At 52.6% G+C, this 19,178-nt stretch carries 14 protein-coding genes; all 14 read left to right on the top strand.

Features of this window, described 5'->3' with window-relative positions:
* Position 1 precedes the first annotated feature (1 nt).
* The 14 genes from nuoC to ACTJJJ_RS06625 all read left to right on the top strand — a co-directional run bounded on the left by nuoC (position 2) and on the right by ACTJJJ_RS06625 (position 19,166).
* On the top strand, positions 2–1,759 hold the full coding sequence (gene nuoC / locus ACTJJJ_RS06690; protein ID WP_426294348.1) for an NADH-quinone oxidoreductase subunit C/D: 1,758 nt from the start codon (positions 2–4) through the stop codon (positions 1,757–1,759).
* 18 nt (positions 1,760–1,777) lie between these two features.
* A complete protein-coding gene (nuoE, locus tag ACTJJJ_RS06685) occupies positions 1,778–2,257 on the top strand; it encodes an NADH-quinone oxidoreductase subunit NuoE (protein WP_426294349.1) in 480 nt (159 codons plus the stop codon).
* A 4-nt stretch (positions 2,258–2,261) separates the two neighbouring features.
* Positions 2,262–3,530, top strand: coding sequence for an NADH-quinone oxidoreductase subunit NuoF (gene nuoF / locus ACTJJJ_RS06680; protein ID WP_188929409.1), 1,269 nt, complete (start codon positions 2,262–2,264; stop codon positions 3,528–3,530).
* A gap of 6 nt (positions 3,531–3,536) precedes the next feature.
* Positions 3,537–6,233: an NADH-quinone oxidoreductase subunit NuoG gene (gene nuoG, locus ACTJJJ_RS06675; protein ID WP_426294350.1), complete on the top strand. Its 2,697-nt coding sequence runs from the start codon at positions 3,537–3,539 to the stop codon at positions 6,231–6,233.
* Positions 6,230–7,183, top strand: a complete 954-nt coding sequence (nuoH, locus tag ACTJJJ_RS06670) for an NADH-quinone oxidoreductase subunit NuoH (protein ID WP_188929413.1) — start codon at positions 6,230–6,232, stop codon at positions 7,181–7,183. The genes nuoG and nuoH overlap by 4 nt, the downstream gene beginning before the upstream one ends.
* Positions 7,184–7,202: 19 nt before the next feature.
* Positions 7,203–7,718 carry an NADH-quinone oxidoreductase subunit NuoI gene (gene nuoI / locus ACTJJJ_RS06665; RefSeq protein WP_188929415.1) on the top strand — a complete coding sequence of 172 codons (516 nt, stop codon included), beginning with the start codon at positions 7,203–7,205 and terminating at the stop codon, positions 7,716–7,718.
* Positions 7,719–7,721: 3 nt separating this feature from the next.
* On the top strand, positions 7,722–8,282 hold the full coding sequence (nuoJ, locus tag ACTJJJ_RS06660; protein WP_188929417.1) for an NADH-quinone oxidoreductase subunit J: 561 nt from the start codon (positions 7,722–7,724) through the stop codon (positions 8,280–8,282).
* Positions 8,279–8,590 (top strand): NADH-quinone oxidoreductase subunit NuoK, encoded by a 312-nt coding sequence (gene nuoK / locus ACTJJJ_RS06655; protein WP_188929419.1) that lies wholly within the window; start codon positions 8,279–8,281, stop codon positions 8,588–8,590. The genes nuoJ and nuoK overlap by 4 nt, the downstream gene beginning before the upstream one ends.
* 21 nt (positions 8,591–8,611) lie before the next feature.
* A complete protein-coding gene (nuoL, locus tag ACTJJJ_RS06650) occupies positions 8,612–10,501 on the top strand; it encodes an NADH-quinone oxidoreductase subunit L (protein WP_426294351.1) in 1,890 nt (629 codons plus the stop codon).
* On the top strand, positions 10,498–12,006 hold the full coding sequence (gene nuoM / locus ACTJJJ_RS06645) for an NADH-quinone oxidoreductase subunit M (RefSeq protein ID WP_426294352.1): 1,509 nt from the start codon (positions 10,498–10,500) through the stop codon (positions 12,004–12,006). Before nuoL ends, nuoM begins: the two co-directional genes overlap by 4 nt.
* Positions 11,996–13,432, top strand: coding sequence for an NADH-quinone oxidoreductase subunit N (locus ACTJJJ_RS06640; protein ID WP_426294353.1), 1,437 nt, complete (start codon positions 11,996–11,998; stop codon positions 13,430–13,432). The genes nuoM and ACTJJJ_RS06640 overlap by 11 nt, the downstream gene beginning before the upstream one ends.
* A 239-nt stretch (positions 13,433–13,671) precedes the next feature.
* Positions 13,672–14,235, top strand: a complete 564-nt coding sequence (locus tag ACTJJJ_RS06635; RefSeq protein ID WP_440701680.1) for an RNA polymerase sigma factor — start codon at positions 13,672–13,674, stop codon at positions 14,233–14,235.
* Between the two features lie 106 nt (positions 14,236–14,341).
* Entirely contained in the window at positions 14,342–15,511 is a 1,170-nt protein-coding gene (locus tag ACTJJJ_RS06630; RefSeq protein ID WP_426294355.1) for a FecR family protein, read from the top strand.
* A gap of 124 nt (positions 15,512–15,635) precedes the next feature.
* Complete coding sequence (locus tag ACTJJJ_RS06625) at positions 15,636–19,166, top strand: TonB-dependent receptor (RefSeq protein ID WP_426294356.1); 3,531 nt, start codon at positions 15,636–15,638, stop codon at positions 19,164–19,166.
* Positions 19,167–19,178: the final 12 nt, after the last annotated feature.

Below are 19,178 nucleotides of genomic sequence, written 5' to 3'. Positions count from 1 at the left end.
CATGGATGAAATAGATTCCGGTCTCGAAGGTGAGCTGAGGGCCGCATTGGGCGAATCAGCATTTAAAATACAAATTAATACAGACGGAGTAACCACGCTGCTCGTGAAGAAAGAGCAGGTAGTGGCATTGCTGACGCACCTGAAAACCAGGGTGCCCCGTCCTTACGAGATGCTCTTTGACCTCAGTGCCATTGATGAGCGCAGCAGGACAAAGGCAGCACTGAATGGGGCTGTACCACCGGATTTTACGGTGGTGTACCATTTGCTTTCGTTCGGGCGCAACAGGTTCATCCGCATTAAAGTAGCATTGCATGGAGAGTATCCATCCATTCCATCCATTTGTTCCCTTTGGAAAAATGCAAACTGGTATGAAAGGGAGGTCTTCGATATGTTCGGAATCCGGTTTGAAGGCCATCCGCACCTGAGACGTATATTAATGCCGTTAACTTGGACCGGCCATCCTTTAAGAAAAGAGCACCCCGCACGCGCAACCGAAATGGGCCCCTTCCGGCTTTGGGAAGAAAAACAGGACCGCGAGCAGGAGGCATTACAATTCAACCCGGAAGAATGGGGATTGAAAAGACATAGCGCCGATGCCGATTTTATGTTCCTCAACCTCGGGCCGCAGCACCCGGGTACGCACGGCGTGCTCCGTATTATCTTGCAGCTTGACGGCGAAGACATCGTCGATGCAGTACCAGACATCGGTTTCCACCATCGTGGGGCCGAAAAAATGGGCGAACGACAGTCCTGGCACACGTACATCCCTTACACCGACCGGGTCGACTACCTGGGCGGTGTGATGAACAACCTGGCTTATCTGCTGGCGGTGGAAAAGCTAGCGGGGATCCGGGTACCGGCACGCGTGGAGGTGATACGGGTGATGTTATGCGAGCTTTTCCGCATTGCCAGTCATTTGGTATGGTACGGTACTTTTGCCCAGGATCTGGGTCAGCTCTCGCCGGTATTCTATATGTTCACCGACCGGGAAAAGATATTTGATATCATCGAAGCCATTTGCGGGGCCAGGATGCACCCCAACTGGTTCCGTATCGGCGGCGTAGCCCAGGATTTACCTGCCGGCTGGGACAAGCTCGTGCGTGATTTTGTAAATTATTTCCCCAAACGGCTCCGCGAATACGACCAGATGGTGATCCGCAACAGTATTTTCCAGGCGCGGACAGTAGGCATTGGCATATACACACTCGAAGAAGCGATTGAATGGGGCGTTACAGGTCCCGGACTGCGGGCTTGCGGTTTTGAATGGGATTTCAGGAAGAAACAGCCCTATTCGGGCTACGAAAACTTTGATTTCGAAATTCCGGTCATGCAAAACGGCGATTGTTTCGACCGGGCTTTGATACGCGTCGAAGAAATGCGTCAGAGCCTGCGCATTATCGAACAATGCCTGAACAATATGCCCGAGGGACCTTACAAATCGGACCACCCGCTTACGACGCCACCCATCAAGAAAAATACAATGCAGGACATCGAGACGCTCATTACCCATTTCCTCAACGTAAGCTGGGGCCCGGTGATTCCTGCCGGTGAGGCCATGAGTTGTATAGAAGCCACAAAGGGCGCGAACAGTTATTACCTGACCAGCGACGGGAGCACGTCGGCATACCGGGTGAGGATCCGGACCCCGTCATTCCCGCACATGCAAATGCTTCCGTATATCAGTAAGGGTTACACGGTGGCCGACTTGCTGTCCATTCTCGGCAGTATCGATTATGTTTTGGCTGATATAGACCGATAATCAACAAACAATTTTGTCATGATCGCCCAGGAGACACTCACACCCGAAGAAATGGAGGAGATTGACCACGAGATCGCACTGGTGCCAGTGCGGCGTGCGGCGGCTATCGAAGCCCTGAAAATCGTGCAGCAGCACCGGGGATGGATCTCCGACGACAGCCTGCATGCGATAGCCGGTTACCTTGAAATGTCGCCGGAGGAACTCGATAGCGTAGCTACATTTTATAACCTCGTTTTCCGAAAACCGGTTGGAAGAAATGTTATTCTCTTATGTGACAGCATTAGCTGCTATGTAATGGGGTATGAAAAGATATACGGGCAGCTCCGGGAACGGTTAGGCATCAGCTTCGGGCAAACAACGCCCGACGGGCGATTTACGCTCCTGCCCAATGCCTGTCTGGGCACCTGTGACCACGCCCCGGCGCTGATGATCAATAACGAACTGTTTCGCGACGTGACGGCGAACGACCTGGACGAAATACTGGACAGATACCACTGACGATATGGAAACGCCCCTTACCCAACATATCAGCTTCGACCGCCCCTGCTACAATCTCCGCGATTACGAAAAAAACGGAGGGTATCAGGCGTTGCGGAAAGCGCTCTCGCTGTCGCCCGAAAACATCACGAACATCGTGCAGGCATCGGATCTGAAAGGCAGGGGAGGGGCGGGCTTTAACACGGGTATGAAATGGAGCTTCGTTCCGATGAACGGGCATCACCCGGTGAAATACCTGATTGCGAATGCCGACGAAATGGAGCCGGGTACATTCAAAGACCGTATGCTGATGGAGGGTAACCCGCATCAGCTGATCGAGGGCATGATTATCTCGGCATTCGCCATTCAGGCCAACATATCTTACATCTTTCTACGGTGGGCTTATAAAAAAGCCGGCCGGCTGCTTAAACACGCCATGGATGAGGCCTATGCGGCGGGTTATCTGGGCAAAAATATTCTTGGCACGGGTTATAATCTGGAAATGTACCTGCACACCGGCGTGGGGCGCTACATCTGCGGCGAAGAAACTGCGTTGCTCAATGCATTGGAAGGAAAGCGGGCCACGCCCAGAGCCAAACCTCCCTTTCCCCAGGTGAGCGGATTGTTTGGTAAGCCCACCATTGTCAACAATGTCGAAACGCTTTGCAATATCCCGCACATTATCAATAACGGACCCGAGTGGTTCAAAAGCCTGGGAAAAGGGAATGATGCCGGAACGAAGATTTACGGGGTCAGCGGAAGGGTCAGAAAGCCGGGTCTCTGGGAGCTGCCGATGGGCGTTTCCATGCGGGAACTGATCGAGGACTGCGCCGGGGGAATGGCCAATGGATACGCTTTCAGGGGCGCATTGCCCGGAGGCGCTTCCACCGACTTTCTGGTGCAGGAACATATGGACATCAAACTCGACTACAAGTCCGTTGCCGCTGCCGGAAGCAGACTGGGCACCGGTACGATGATCGTCCTCGACGACCATACCTGCCCTGTCGGATTTGTCCATAATCTCGAACATTTCTTTGCCCAGGAATCGTGCGGATGGTGTACGCCTTGCCGCGAGGGGCTGCCTTGGACGGAGAAAATACTGCTTTCCATGGAGCGCGGCGAAGGCCGGCCGGAAGACTTGCAGTTGCTTGAAATGCATACGCGGTATTTGGGGCCGGGTAACACGTTCTGCGCGCTCGCGCCCGGTGCAATGGAGCCGCTGCAAAGCGCACTGAAATATTTCAGAGAGGATTTTGAAAAGCACATCGATCAAAAAAAATGCCCCTGGCGGTAAATTATCATGGTACGCATTTATATCGACCAGAAGCCTTATGACGTAAAGCCGGGTAAAAACCTGCTCGAAACGTGCCTCGCGCTGGGGCTCGATCTGCCTTACTTTTGCTGGCACCCGGCTATGGGATCGGTAGGATCGTGCCGCCAATGCGCTGTCAAACTTTTCAAGGACGAAAATGACGCGACAGGCCGCCTCGTGATGGCGTGCATGGAAGGCGTACGGGATAATATGTACCTGTCTTTGACCGATGCCACCGCACACGATTTCCGTTCGCAGAATATCGAATGGCTGATGAGCAACCACCCGCACGACTGCGCGGTGTGCGACGAGGGCGGTTCCTGCCATTTACAGGACATGACCGTCATGACGGGCCACGCTTACCGCCGTTTCAGGTTTCCGAAAAGAACTTATCAAAACCAGTATCTGGGGCCGTTCCTCCACCATGAGATGAACCGCTGTATTCAGTGCTACCGTTGCGTAAGGTTTTACAAGGATTATGCGGGGGGAAAAGACCTGGATGTGTTCGCGGCCCACAACCATGTGTATTTCGGAAGGGAAAAGGATGGTATTCTTGAAAACGAATTCAGCGGAAACCTGGCCGAGGTTTGTCCGACCGGCGTCTTTACGGATAAAAGCCTGAGGGAGCATTATACCCGGAAATGGGATATGACAATGGCCCCTTCGGTTTGCCAGCATTGCAGTTTGGGCTGTAACATCATCGCGGGCGAACGGTATGGGGAGCTCCGTCAAATCACCAACCGGTTCAATGGCGCCGTAAATGGCTATTTCATCTGCGACCGGGGTCGGTATGGCTACGGGTTTGTGAATGATCCGGGCAGGGTGAGACAGCCTGTCGTTCGCGCGGAAAATAATGAGAAAAACCTGTTCGAGAGTCTCAATGCGATCCTGGTAGAAGGCAGGATGATTGGCGTTGGCTCCCCCAGGGCCACGTTAGAGGCCAATTTCGCTTTGCGCCGTCTGGTCGGGGAAGAGCAGTTTTACCAGGGCATCCCCGAAAACGAAGCGCGGATGCTCAACAAGATACTTGCGATACAACATAGTGGGCACGTTTATACGCCATCGTTAAAGGAAACAGAACATGCCGATGTGATTCTGGTGTTGGGCGAAGACCCGACCAATTCGGCACCGCGGCTTGCACTGGCATTACGGCAGGCGGTGCGCACCAAACCTTTGGAAAACATCTCGGGCTCCAACATCCCGCTCTGGCATGATGCCGCCGTCCGGGAACTGGTCCAGGATGATAAGGGAGAACTTTTTATGGCCTATCCGGTGCATACCAAGCTCGACGAACTTGCATCCGGTTCGCTTCATGCAGCCCCGGAAGATATTGCACGTTTCGGCTTTGCAATTGCCCACTACATTGATACAAATACCCCCCGGCCGGAAGGCATGGATGCGCAAACATTGGAATCGGCCAGGCATATGGCGGGATTTTTGCAAAAAGCGGAGAGACCTCTCATTGTGTCGGGTATGACGCTTTTCGATGAAGACATTATCCAGGCGGCGTATCAGATCGGCCGGGCGCTGGAAACAGCTCAGAGGAAAGCCGGGCTATGTTTTGTAGTTCCCGAATGCAATTCCACAGGGCTGGCCATGATGCAGGCCCCCTCGCTGACCGCGGCGATGAAAGCTGCGGAAACCGGTAATTTCGCTACCGCTGTGATTTTGGAAAATGATCTGTACCGCCATGGCGAGCGGTTGGAGGTCGATCAGTTTTTAAGCACATTTAAAAATATTATCGTACTGGATCACCTCGCACACGACACTGCCCGCAAAGCGACCGTGTTGCTGCCTGCCGCCACTTTCGCTGAGGGAGAGGGGACACTCGTTAACAATGAGGGGCGTGCACAGCGCTTTTTTCAGGTTTTTATGCCCAAAAACGAAAATATCCGGGAAAGCTGGCGGTGGCTCGATGAGTTCAGGCAATTTCAGAACGGCGCGATGCCCAACGAGTTACGGGAGCTGGACAACCTGCTCGAAGAGCTGGTAGCTGCGATGCCCCAATTCAAAGGAATCGAGCGCGCCGCTCCACCATCCGATTTCCGGATCAACGGCCAACGTATCCCCCGGGAGCCGCACAGGTTCAGTGGCCGTACCGCCATATTGGCCAATGTGGCTGTGAGTGAACCCAAGCCACCCGAAGACGTGGATTCACCGCTTTCTTTTACCATGGAAGGTTACCGGGGCATGCCGCCTGCGCCTCTGATCCCGTTCTATTGGTCGCCCGGATGGAATTCCGGCCAGTCGGTTCACAAATACCAGACCGAAACCGGCGGATCGCTGCGCGGCGGGGATCCGGGCGTGCGCTTATCGGGCGAGGGCTTGCATTTTGAAAATGGTTTTCAGGAACATATTCCGCCGGCATTCGAACGACAGCCGGATGAAATGACACTGGTGCCCTTACCGCACATTTACGGTTCCGATGAGCTCAGCGTGCGCTCTCCGTCGGTGGAAAGCCGCATTCCGCATCCTTACATTGCCATGAACAGCCTGGATGCGGAACGCATGCAAACGATGGAGGGCGATGTATTACAAGTACAGATAGGTGGGGAGCTCTACGAGCTTACGGTTGTCCGGAAAGACGAAATACCGGAAGGCCTGGCAGGAATACCGTATAACCTGCCCTCGACATCGGGCATCGCATGGCCTGCGAAAGGCGTCCTAACCAAAGCATTGTTATGAACGAGATCCTGAAATATACCTTGATGATCGTCATCATCCTGTTTACGCTGACAACCATCGCCGCCTGGCTGATCTGGCTGGAACGTCGTATGCTGGCGCTATGGCAGGATCGCTACGGTCCCAACCGGGCCGGGCCTTTCGGCTTGTTCATCGTCGTGGCCGACACGATCAAGCTGTTTTTTAAGGAAGACTGGATACCGCCGTTTGCCGAGAAGGCTGTTTTTGTTTTTGCGCCCGCGATCGTGGCGGCGGCTGTATTGCTGAGTTTTGTGGTGGTGCCTTTCGCTCCGGACATATTGGTGGCTGATCTGGACATAGGATTGTTATTTTTTCTAGCCATGTCGTCCCTCGGTGTATATAGTATCGTATTGGGCGGATGGGCTTCCAACAATAAGTATTCACTGCTGGGTGCACTGCGTGGCGCTTCCCAGATGATCAGCTACGAAGTTTTTATGGGACTTTCTCTGATGGGTGTGGTGATGCTTTCGGGCTCATTCCGGCTGACGGATATTGTAATGGCACAAAAGGATCTCTGGTTTGTGGTGACGCAGCCGGTTGCTTTTGTACTTTTTCTGACAGCCGGAATAGCCGAAACGCACAGGTTACCTTTCGACATTCCCGAAGCGGAAAGCGAGTTGGTAGCAGGCTTCCACTCCGAGTATTCGGGCATGAAGTTCGGTATGTTCTTTATTGGGGAATATCTGGGGATCATCCTGATCTCCGCGATGGTGGTGACCATTTTCTTTGGAGGATGGCTGGGTCCATTTTTGCCTCCTGTCGTTTGGTTTACACTCAAAACGTTTGTTTTTATTGTGTTCTTCATTCTGTTGCGCGCTTCGCTTCCACGCCCACGGTACGATCAGCTGATGGAATATGGCTGGAAAATCATCCTGCCCATAGCCCTGCTCAACCTGCTCGTCACCGGTGCTTTTACCTTATTGAAAAACTAACCATTAACCCGACGCGCCCATGATCAGCTTACTCAGATCGATTGGCCTCACTTTCCTGCATATGTTCAGGAAACGGGAGACAATCCAATATCCCGAAGAAAAAATAGTGCTTCACCCGCGCTGGCGGGGGCGGATCGTGCTTACGCGTGACCCCGACGGGGGCGAGCGCTGCGTTGGCTGTTACCTCTGCGCCGCCGCCTGCCCGGTCGACTGCATTTCGCTGCAAGCGACGGAGGACGAGAATGGAAGAAGGTATCCCGCTTTTTTCAGGATCAATTTTTCAAGATGCATTTTCTGCGGGTACTGTGAGGAAGCATGCCCTACGTACGCTATCCAGCTCACCCCCGATTTTGAAATGGGTGAATACAACCGCCAGAATCTGGTGTATGAAAAAGAGGACCTTTTGATCGACAGCCAGGGGAAATACCCTGGTTATAACTATTACAAAGTGGCCGGGCTGGCCGCCGGTGTGAAGGGAAAAGGAGAAGGTGAGAACGAAGAGCCGCCCGTGGACATACGCAGTTTAATCCCGTAAACTATGGAAATCGCCTTTTACATTGCCGGCGCTGTCGCTATTGTGGCCACTTTAATGGTGATCACGCGGCATAATCCCGTTCATGCACTGCTGTACCTGAATGTATCGCTGCTGGCGCATGCTATGCTTTTTTACTTGCTGGGCGCCTCGTTTGCAGCATTGCTGGAAATCATCATTTACGCAGGGGCGATCATGGTGCTTTTCATTTTTGTGGTCATGCTGCTGAACCTGGGGAAAGAGACGGCCGAGCAGGAACGAAAATGGCTGAAATTGAAAGTCTGGGCAGGGCCTACGATGCTGGCTGCGATCCTGTTTGCCGAATTTCTGGCATTGGTGCTTTCATCGCGGCAAAGTACGTACAGTCCGGCTGTCGTAAGCCCCCGCGAAGTGGCTGTTTCACTGTTCCGGGAATACCTGATCGGCGTTGAGCTGGCGGCTATGCTGCTGATGGCCGCAGTGGTGGGTGCTGCACACATCGGCCGCCACAAAAAGCTGGTATTACATCGGTTTTTAAAGGAAGAAAAAGAGAGGGAAGAAGAGAAACAAGAAGAAATGGTGCTATGAAAACATCTGTTTCCGCCGAGGTGGTGGTGCTGCTGGCCGGTCTCCTGTTTGCATTGGGGATCGTCGGGGTCATCATCCGTAAGAATATCGTTTTCATGCTGTTGTCTGTCGAGATCATGCTCAATGCATCCGGTCTGGCATTTGTGGCCGCCGGCTCCCGGTGGGGGCAGCCGGACGGTCAGGTGATGTTTGTTTTCATCCTGGCCATGGCGGCCGCAGAGGTTTCGATCGGTCTGGCACTGATCCTGCAAATCTATCACCAGCACAAATCCCTGGATATAGATAATCTGAAAGAAATGAATGGGTAACAACCCGCAAACTGAATGCTCATGGACAAGTATCTGTGGCTCATACCCGCCCTGCCGCTCGGCGGATTCTTCATACTCGCATTGATAGGAAAAAACATGTCCAGGACATGGGTGGCGACTGTCGGAGCGGGGAGCATCTGCCTGTCCGCGCTGGTTACATTCGTGGCAGGCGGCGCATTTTTATCGGGTATGCCCGAAAACACGGTATACACACAGACTTTATGGACGTGGTTTGAGGTGGGTGAATTTAGCGCAAAGATTACCCTCTCGCTCGATGTTCTTTCACTGGTTTTTGTTTTTGTAATCACATTCATCGGCGCGCTGATCCATATTTATTCTACGGCTTTCATGGAGGCTGACAGGGATTATGCACGCTTTTTCGCCAGCATGAACCTGTTTGTGTTCTCCATGCTGGTACTGGTGCTGGCCGACAATCTCTTGCTGATGTACCTGGGTTGGGAGGGAGTGGGGCTGTGCAGCTACCTGCTCATCGGCTTCTGGTACGAACAGCCCACTAACGGTAATGCTGCCCGCAAAGCGTTCACCGTCACCCGGATTGGCGATGCGGCCATGGCGATTGGGCTGTTTATGGTATTTCAACAGGCTGGTACTTTGGTTGTTTCCGACATCGGGGCTAATGCGTCCGTGATCTGGCAGCCCAACAGCGCGACCGTTACCATTACCGCCCTGCTGCTGCTGGCCGGGGGACTCGGTAAATCGGCCCAGTTGCCGTTACAAACCTGGCTGCCGGATGCCATGGCGGGGCCTTCCCCGGTGAGCGCGCTCATCCACGCGGCTACAATGGTAACCGCAGGCGTGTACCTGGTCGCGCGTATGCATACGATCTTCGCCCTTTCGGAAACCGCCCGCCTCGTGGTCGCGATTATAGGAGCTGCAACCCTGCTGCTCGCCGGATTGACGGCCCTTACCCAGTACGACATAAAACGGGTGCTGGCCTACTCGACGATCAGTCAGATCGGCTATATGTTCCTCGCGCTGGGCGTAGGTGCCTGGACGGCAGCCGTGTTCCATTTTATGATCCATGCCTTTTTTAAAGCATTGCTCTTCCTGGCCGCAGGTGCGATCATCGAATCGCTTCACCACGAGCATAATATGTTTAAAATGGGAGGGTTAAAAGACAAAATGCCTGTCGTGTTCTGGACCTTCCTCGCAGGGGCGATATCCCTGGCCGCAGTACCACTCATCAGTGCAGGGTTTTACAGTAAGGATCAGATCCTTTGGTATTCCTGGTCGGCAGATGGCGGTAGTCCGGTGCTTTGGGCCGTGGCCCTGGCGGGCGCATTAATCACTGCCGCATACACCACGCGCATGATGATCCTGACATTCTGGGGCGAGTCGCACACGCACATCGGGCACCTGCCGGGCAAGCGCATGACCGTGCCACTGGTAGTGCTCGCCGTTTTCTCGGTTTTCGCCGGGTTTATTGAGCTACCCCATAATTTCGGACATTTTACGCTCTTTTCAGACTTTTTGCATCCCGTTTTACCCGAAACAGCCATGCAGGAAAATATCCCTTCCGAGTGGCTGTTTCAGCTTTTGGCGGCACTGGCCACCCTGGGCGGCATATTCTTGGGATACTATTACTACTACCAGCAACCGGCACGGATCGAAAGCCTTCGCCAGAATGGCCTGCTGGTGAGGCTTTACCGCTTCTGGTTTTCCGGCTGGGCTTTCGACGCGCTGTATGATCGGATGCTGGTGAGGCCATTCGTCTTCATTGCCAGGATCAATAAATCCGACATTACCGATAAGCTTTATACCGGCATAAGCGGTATGACCGGGGAAATGTACAAGCTGCTTTCAAGAACGCAATCCGGGTCGCTCCGGTGGTATATTATGGGGCTGGTCGTTGGTGCAATTCTCATCCTGGGTATTCAGATAATGCTATGATGCTCGTTCTTTTGATCACGGTTTTAATGGCAGGCGCTGTGGTGGCAGTCCTCGCCGGAGAGTGGAACAGGAACTTCCCACGCTGGATCGCACTGGTGGCCTGCGTCATCGGGCTGCTGTTGGTTATTACGCTGTGGGCTGGTACCGGCCATTCGGTTGCAGACAGTCAATGGCTTATGGATTACCGTAAAGAATGGATTCCCTCTTTTGGCATTACCTTTCACCTGGCCGTCGACGGGCTGAGTTTGCTTTTGCTGGCGTTGACATTTTTCCTGGGTGTTCTGGCCGTACTGTGCTCCTGGGACGAAATCCGCGAGCGAACCGGTTTTTACTATTTCAATCTGCTCTGGATCCTGGCTGGTGTCGCCGGGGTTTTTATGGCAATGGACCTATTCCTGTTCTACTTCTTTTGGGAGGTAATGCTCATTCCGATGTACTTTCTGATCGGGATATGGGGAAGCGAAAACAGGGTATATGCGGCATATAAGTTCTTTATTTTTACGCAAGCGAGCGGCTTGCTAATGTTCCTGGCCATATTGGGCCTGTATTTCATCCACGGACGCGACACAGGAACGTACACATTCGGCTATTTTGAACTGGTTAATACTGTAATCCCTTTTAAAACTGCTTTCTGGCTGATGTCGGGCTTCATGATCGCATTTGCCGTCAAACTGCCCGTGTTCCCATTTCACACCTGGCTGCCCGATGCGCACGGGGAAGCGCCTACTGCCGGAAGTCTCATTCTGGCAGGATTGCTCTTAAAAACCGGTGCATATGGTATGCTAAGGTTTGTGGTACCGCTGTTTCCGGAGGCAGTGAAGGAGATGGCTGTTCCGGCCATGGTGCTGGGGGTGGTGGGGGTTATTTATGGCGCAGTGATGGCCTATTCACAAACCGACCTGAAAAGGCTGGTCGCATTTACGAGCGTCAGCCATATGGGTTTTGTGATAACGGGGATTTTTGCATTAAATGAATTGGCCCTGCAAGGGGTCGTAATGCAGCTTGTTACCCACGCCCTGAGTACCGGCGCATTGTTTTTGATGGCGGGTATGATCAAGGAACGGCTGCATACCCGCGATATCGAACAAATGGGTGGACTTTGGAGCCCCATGCCCCGGATGGGTTCGGTCGGACTGGTGTTTGCCATGGCGTCGCTGGGACTGCCGGGCCTGGGAAACTTCGTGGCCGAATTCCTCATCCTGCTCGGTGTTTTTCAAGCCCAGGCGTGGATCACCGTAGCCGCCGCATCGGGACTGATATTCTCGGCGGTCTACTCCCTGCGCATTGTTGGGAAGATATTTCTGGGCCCGCGGAAGACCATGGAAGCAGTCCCCGATTTTTCTCCCAGGGAAATGCTGATCATGGCTGCGCTCACGATCTCTGTCGTTTGGCTGGGTTTATTTCCACAGCCGGTGATCGATACCGCCAAGCCCGCTATTACGGAGCTTGTCCGGTTTATGGATGTTCAAAATACGGCCTCACACGATCAGTCCTATGTCAAATAATGATTTTAACGCGCTGATGCCGCTCATGGTGCTGGCAGGCGCCTCCGTCCTGGTGATGTTGCTGATCGTGGCGCGGTTGAGCCATCGGATTATTCAGCTCGCGAGCCTGTTACTATTTGTCATCGCATTCGCTTCGTTGCTGAATATCCGTGAAATGTTGCCTTACCAGGTTGGTTCCCTGTTTATGGTCGATAGCTTTGGCGCTTTCATGATCGGGCTGATCATCTTTTCCGGATTGGTGGTCAATGTGTTTTCCTACATTTATTTTCAGGAAAAGGAAGAAGGGCCCAGGGAGTATTATGTGCTGCTTTTCCTGTGTACGCTGGGTGCATGTGTGCTGGCGGTGAGCAACCATTTCGTATCGGCTTTTCTGGGCCTCGAAATCCTTACCGTAGGCCTGTATGCACTCATTGCCTACCTTCGGAAGCGTAACCATAGCATCGAAGCTGGTATCAAATACCTTGTTCTGGCAGCGTTTTCGTCCGCTTTCCTGCTTTTTGGAATGGCCCTGGTGTATTTGCAAACGGGTACCATGTCGTTTGCCGGAATGGCGCACGTGGTAGCAACTGCCAATGTGCAGCCGTTCCTGCTGATCGGGCTGGGTTTTATGCTCGTCGGGCTGGGTTTTAAACTGGCCGTAGTCCCTTTTCATATGTGGACGGCCGATGTGTACCAGGGCGCACCCGTGCCGGTTACGGCATTTATCGCCACCGCCTCGAAGGGTGGGGTAGTGGCCGCATTGCTACGTTTTTTCGTGGCCATCGATGGTTTCCGTTCCGAACAATTACAGATGGTGATGATCGCGATTGCCATTGCTTCAATGATCGTCGGCAACTTGCTGGCATTGAGGCAAAAAAATATCAAGCGGCTTCTTGCCTATTCTTCCATTGCACACCTGGGGTATTTGCTGGTGGCATTTATACCGGGAAGCGCCGTCGTGCCGCAGGCGGTCAGCTTTTATCTGCTTACTTATTTCACTACAACCTTTGCTGCATTCGGGGTGATTACGATCCTTTCACGTGCGGAATCCGATGCTGAGGAGCTGGAACATTACAAAGCATTGTTCTGGAAGCATCCCGCATTGGCAGGCATATTAAGTGTAGCCATGTTTTCACTGGCAGGTATACCGCTCACGGCGGGCTTCACCGGGAAGTTTTATGTGTTGACCACCGGCATCGGACAGGGATTCTGGTTACTGGCTGTTGTGCTCGTGCTGAGCAGCGTAGTCGGCCTTTATTATTACTTGCGCGTGATCACGATGATGTTCGCCGGAACACGTGATTTGCTGCCCGAACCGCCCGCAAGGTATCCCGTCTTTCTGGGGATCAGCATGGTGGTCCTTTCCGTGCTCACTTTTGCCTTGATCTGGCTGGGGATCTACCCCGACGCCGTGATCGGCGTCGTTCAGGGACTTCAGTTGAAGTGACCTGTTAAAATGCCCTTACCGTGAAATTCACGCCCACGCCTTTCGCGGAAAGGATGCATACCCGTAGTGTATCAGGTACTTTTTTGCCCGAATTCAGGGTCGGAGGGAATTGAGTTAGTCTTATGTGTAAATCGAGTCGCGTAAGCCGATTTTCTGAGCTGATCTTGGCAGACATTGGTTTTGTGGATTAATTGTTATGTTTGTTGTTGATAAAATGATATTGCTACCCCGCCAGTGATATGTCTGTAACCCAATATTCCGACCATGAATTGCTCTGCCTGATGCGATCTGGACAGGAAAATGGGTTTACGGAGATCTACAACCGATACTGGAAAACAATGTTGGTTACAGCAGCAAACAAGACCGGCGACCTGGATGAAGCGGAGGAGATTGTGCAGGATATTTTCGTGTCGTTGTGGAAAAGAAAGGAAGAGCTGGAATTGACCTCCTCGCTTAAAAATTACCTGGCTGTTTCGGTTAAATACAGGGTCATCAAGTCTCTGGCGAAACGGAATCTGAAAAGCCGGTTAGGCGATGGATACACTTATTACGACGTGATCGACGACTCGACACAAGAATGGCTGGATTTTGAAGAATTGCAACACCGGTTGGGAGAATTAGTAGCAGCACTGCCCGAAAAATGCAGACTGGTGTATCAGCTAAGCAGGGAGTCGGGATATTCCCAAAAACAGATCGCAGAAGAGCTCGGCATTGCAGAGAAGACCGTGGAAGCCCACCTCGGAAAAGCCCTCAAAACGCTGCGTGCAGGTCTGAATCAGTTTCTCTTCACGTTCCTTTTATAGCACGCAACTTGTTTAGTTTAATTTTTTAAAAAAATAATACATTTTTTTGCTGTGCGACTAAGGGATTGCCCGGTTGAAAGGAACTTATAGAAAAAGCCTTTTAACCATGTCCCTAAAACCACCTGACGCACGATATCTGCATTTGGCCGAAAAATGGCTGGCCGGCACGATCACCCCCGAAGAAAAGCAGGAATTTGCGGACTGGTACAACCACGGCCAGAACGAGCATGTGCTTGTGCCCGAATCACATGCTATCGGCGAGCAGGAGCACCGCGACCAGCTACTGGCCAATATCCGTGCAGAGATTTCGAGAACAAATCAACCAAAAAGATTCTGGCTGTTCCGGCCGTCTGTTGCGGCTGCATTTGCGTTGCTGTTCCTTGCGGCAGGGACTTATTTTTTTATTCCAAACAAAAAACCTTCGCCCCAAACACCCCTAGCAACAACTACCGACATCGCTCCCGGTGGCGATAAGGCGACGCTTACACTCGACGACGGTTCCGTCCTTAAACTGGATGAACTGGCCGACGGGGCGCTTCAACAGGAAAGCCATTTTAGCATCAGGAAAAAAGACGGCGAGCTGATTTACGAGGCGAGGGAAGGTGCCAAAAGCGATGCTCTCAGCTATAATACCATCACCACACCGCGTGGAGGACAGTTCAGGGTGATATTGCCTGACGGCAGCAAGGTATGGCTCAATGCCTCATCATCGCTGAGGTACCCTACGGGCTTCGATGGGGACGAGCGGCTTGTCTCACTTTCCGGCGAGGGCTATTTCGAGATTGCCAAAGCCCGTGAAAACGGTAAGCCGGTGCCGTTCCGCATTAATGTCAACGACCGCGAAATAGTGGAAGTACTGGGCACGCATTTTAATATCATGGCTTATTCGGAAGAAAAAGCGATCAAAACCACTTTGCTGGAAGGAAGCGTGCGCGTGACCAGGCCCGGGACACGAAATAGCAGCCTGCTGAGACCCGGGCAGCAATGCCTATATGAGAGGAATAAGGGTTTTGTGGTGCGGGACGATGTCGACGTCGGGGAGTCTATTTCCTGGAAAAATGGCATTATCTCGTTCAAAGACGCCGATATCGAAACGATTATGCGGCAGATCGCGCGGTGGTACGATGTGCGGGTCGAGTATCAGGGCGAAATGCCGCATCGCCTGTTTACCGGTGGTATTTCCCGGAAGTCCAACCTTTCGGGTGTATTAAAAGTGCTGGAATTGAACAATGTCCATTTTGAAGTTAAAAACAAGGTCATTGTAGTAAGCCCCTGAAAAGAAAACCGGAAGTGCGACCAACACTCCCGGCGGTTACCATCCCGAAGGAAGGTAGTTCAGGGCCAACGGCAAAGAATCTTCTCACAGATTGTTTTTCATTTAACCCAAACAAAGCAAAAGTATGAATTTTTGTACTTACGGCATTTCTGTTGCCCAAAAATCAAGTCGGCTTTCGGGGAATCGTCCCTGGAAACTGCCGACGCTGGTCCGGCTCGACCCGATCATTAAAAAACGAATCGTCATGCGGATTAAAATTGCAGTCTTTCTGATCACTTGCGCGTGCATCCACGTATTCGCGGAGGGGAATGCCCAGACGGTCACCCTGTCGAAAAAGAATGCATCTCTGGAAAAGGTTTTCAAGGAAATCAAAAGCCAGACGGGCTACATTTTCTGGTACGAGAGCGATCTGCTGGATGCATCCAAAAAAGTAAGTATTTCGGTTCGTAATGCATCGATTCCCCAGGCGCTGGATCTTTTGCTTCGAAACGAGTCGCTGCAATATACGATCATAGATAAAATGATCGTGATCCGAAAGAAGGAGCCGCCTAAGCCCGAACATGGAATGGCCCCCATGATCCGCAGGGAGCAGGTGCCGGACTTTTCGAATGGGTTTGCTCATAAAGGGAATATCATCAGCGCGGCTGGCAAAATCGGCGATTACCGCCTGCCCGATATTCGTGTACAGGGCAGGGTTACCGATGAAAAAGGCGATGCGCTGCCCGGCGTGAGCGTTTTGTTGAAAGATACCCAGCGGGGAACTACCACCGACGAGAGCGGGCATTTTCAGCTGGAAGTACCCGACGGCAAGGCTGTGCTGGTATTCTCGTTTGTGGGTTACCTGCCGCAGGAAATGCAGGTTGGGAACCGTTCGAAGCTGGATATTGCCCTGAAAGTGGATACGAAAGCGCTGGAAGAGGTGGTCGTGGTGGGTTATGGTACGCAAAGAAAATCGGATATCACAGGAGCCATTGCGTCGGTGAACGAGCAATCGCTCCGAGACGTGCCGGTAACCAATCTTTCGGAAGCATTGCAGGGCCGGGCAGCCGGGATCGACATTCAGAAAAACGGCGGGAACAGCAAGCCCGGATCGCCGCCAGTGATCCGGATCAGGGGTAACCGCTCGCTGGGCGCCGGCAACGACCCGTTGTTTGTGGTCGATGGGTTACCTTTCAATGGGAGCATCAACGACCTCAATCCCGACGACGTGGTGTCGGTAGAGGTCCTTAAGGACGCTTCATCGACCGCTATTTACGGCTCGCGGGGTGCCAATGGCGTAATACTGGTCACAACCAAACGCGGGAAGGATGGCGGAATGCAGGTTTCGTACAGCGGCTATGTAGGGGTTACCAGAAACCTCGGCAAGTTTCACATTATGAATGGCCCGCAGTTTCGCGACCTCAAAAAATGGTCCCGGATCAACGGTTCGGCGCCGGGTACCTACTCCGGACTGGACGATCCCAAGTTTATGACCGATGGTACCTTTGACCCGCAGGAGGTGGAATCAATTAATACAAACAGGAGCACCGACTGGCAGGACCTTATCTATAAAACCGGCATTATGACCAACCACCAGATCAGTGTTTCGGGCGGGACCGGTAAAACCCAGTATGCATTCTCCGGAGGATATTTTAAAGAGACCGGCATTTACCCCGGTCAGGGATTTGACCGCTATGCCGCCAAGCTGAGTATCGATCAGCAACTGGCACGCTTCATCAAAGTCGGGCTGAGTTCGATCAATACCTTTACCCGCATTGAGGGGGAGAATGCCAATCCGATGGGGCAGGTGCTTCGCGCAAGTCCGCTCACCACGCCTTACGACGCCAATGGAAACTTGTGGGGCTTTGTGCCGGGAAGTGCGAACCAGGTCTGGAACCCGCTCGCCAATTTCATCGACGGGGCCGCCGTTGAGAACCGCCGTCGCCTCGGCACTTTTACGACCGTCTATGCCGATGTAAGCCTGGCGAAGGGCCTCAGGTATCGTTTCAATGCCGGTGCGGAGGTGCGCTCGGATGTGTACGGAAATTTTTACGCCAGCGCCACTTCCAATAACCTGGGGGGCTTGTCGACCTCCCGGAATAGCACCGGCTTTCGCACGGATTACACGCTGGAAAACATGGTTATTTACGATAAAACCATTACAGGCCGGCATAAGCTGAACTTTACCGGCTTGTATAGCTTGCAGGAGTCACAGAACCAGACCAACGAGTTCAATAACAACACAATCCTGGCAGATGTGCTGGAAAACACCAATCCGCAATTGGGTGCAAACCTGACGGGCACGGGTAACTACGAGAAATGGGCGATCATTTCGTACATGGGCCGGTTGAACTATGGTTTCAGCGACAAATACCTCGTCACACTCACCATGCGTTCGGACGGTTCGTCACGCCTAGCCCCCGGCAACAAATTTCACGTGTTCCCATCCGCAGCGGTGGCCTGGAACCTGACCGAAGAGGCATTCATGAAATCTATGACCGACATTACCTCCCTCAAACTGCGGGCAAGCTATGGTACGGTGGGCAACCAGGGGATCAGCCCGTATTCGACGCTCGGTAAGCTGACGCCTTTGGTTTACAACTACGGTTCTACAAACGTTACAGGCGCTTATCCGACCAATACCCCGAACCCTTCGCTGGAATGGGAGTACACGAGCTCTTTTAATGTGGGGGTTGATTTTGGGTTACGCAACAACCGGATCAGCGGTTCGGTGGAGTACTATCAGCAGAAAACCAATAACCTGCTTTTGCCGCAAAACCTGCCGCCTACGACGGGCATACCCAATTCGATTTTAACCAACGTGGGCAAGACCGAAAACCAGGGGCTGGAAATCCAGTTGAGCCTGATCAACATTCCCGGTAACGGCAGGGACAAATTCAGCTGGACAACGGACCTGAACCTTTTCCTTAACCGCGGCAAAATTGTGCAGCTGGCCAACAATGTGACGCGCGACATTAACAACAACTGGTTTGTCGGCCAGCCTGTCGGGACTATTTTTGATTACAAAAAGATCGGGATCTGGCAAAATACCGCTGCTGACACCGCAGCGGCCAAAAAGCTGGGCCTCTCGGTAACCGGCACCGGTTCGGTGATAGGGACGATCAAGGTTGAAAACACCAACGGCGACGAGGTGATCAATGCCAATGACCGCGTGATCCTGGGATCGCAGCAGGCGAAATGGCAGGGAGGGTTTACCAACCGTGTGGCTTTTAAAGGGTTCGATTTTACCATCGTCGGATTTGCCAGGGTAGGCGGGCTGCTGATCAGCAGAATGCATAACAGCGGTTTTGCCAATACTTTCCAGGGTAATTACAACAACCTGGTGGTAGACTACTGGACACCGACGAACGGCCAGAATTACTATCCGAAACCGAACTCCGCTGCGACCAACACGCCGTTCAATTCGACAATGGGGTATTTCAATGCAAGTTTCCTGAAAATCAGAAGCCTTAGTCTGGGTTATAATTTGCCGCAGGGGCTTTTGAAGCGTGTGAATTGTAAATCCGTCAGATTATATGCGACCGCCAACGATGCTTTCATCCTTTTTTCGCCCTACCGTAACAAGTACAACGGCATTGATCCCGAGGGTGGTTCTATCAATGTTGATACACCAGCTACCTACTCGCTATTGTTTGGTTTGAATGTAACTTTTTGAAATACTGATATT

Origin of the sequence: Dyadobacter sp. 22481, assembly GCF_052044875.1 — a bacterium.
In the GTDB taxonomy this organism is placed as follows: domain Bacteria; phylum Bacteroidota; class Bacteroidia; order Cytophagales; family Spirosomataceae; genus Dyadobacter; species Dyadobacter endophyticus.
The sequence above is the reverse complement of the archived record's forward strand: the minus strand, read 5'-3'. Positions and strand labels throughout refer to the sequence as shown.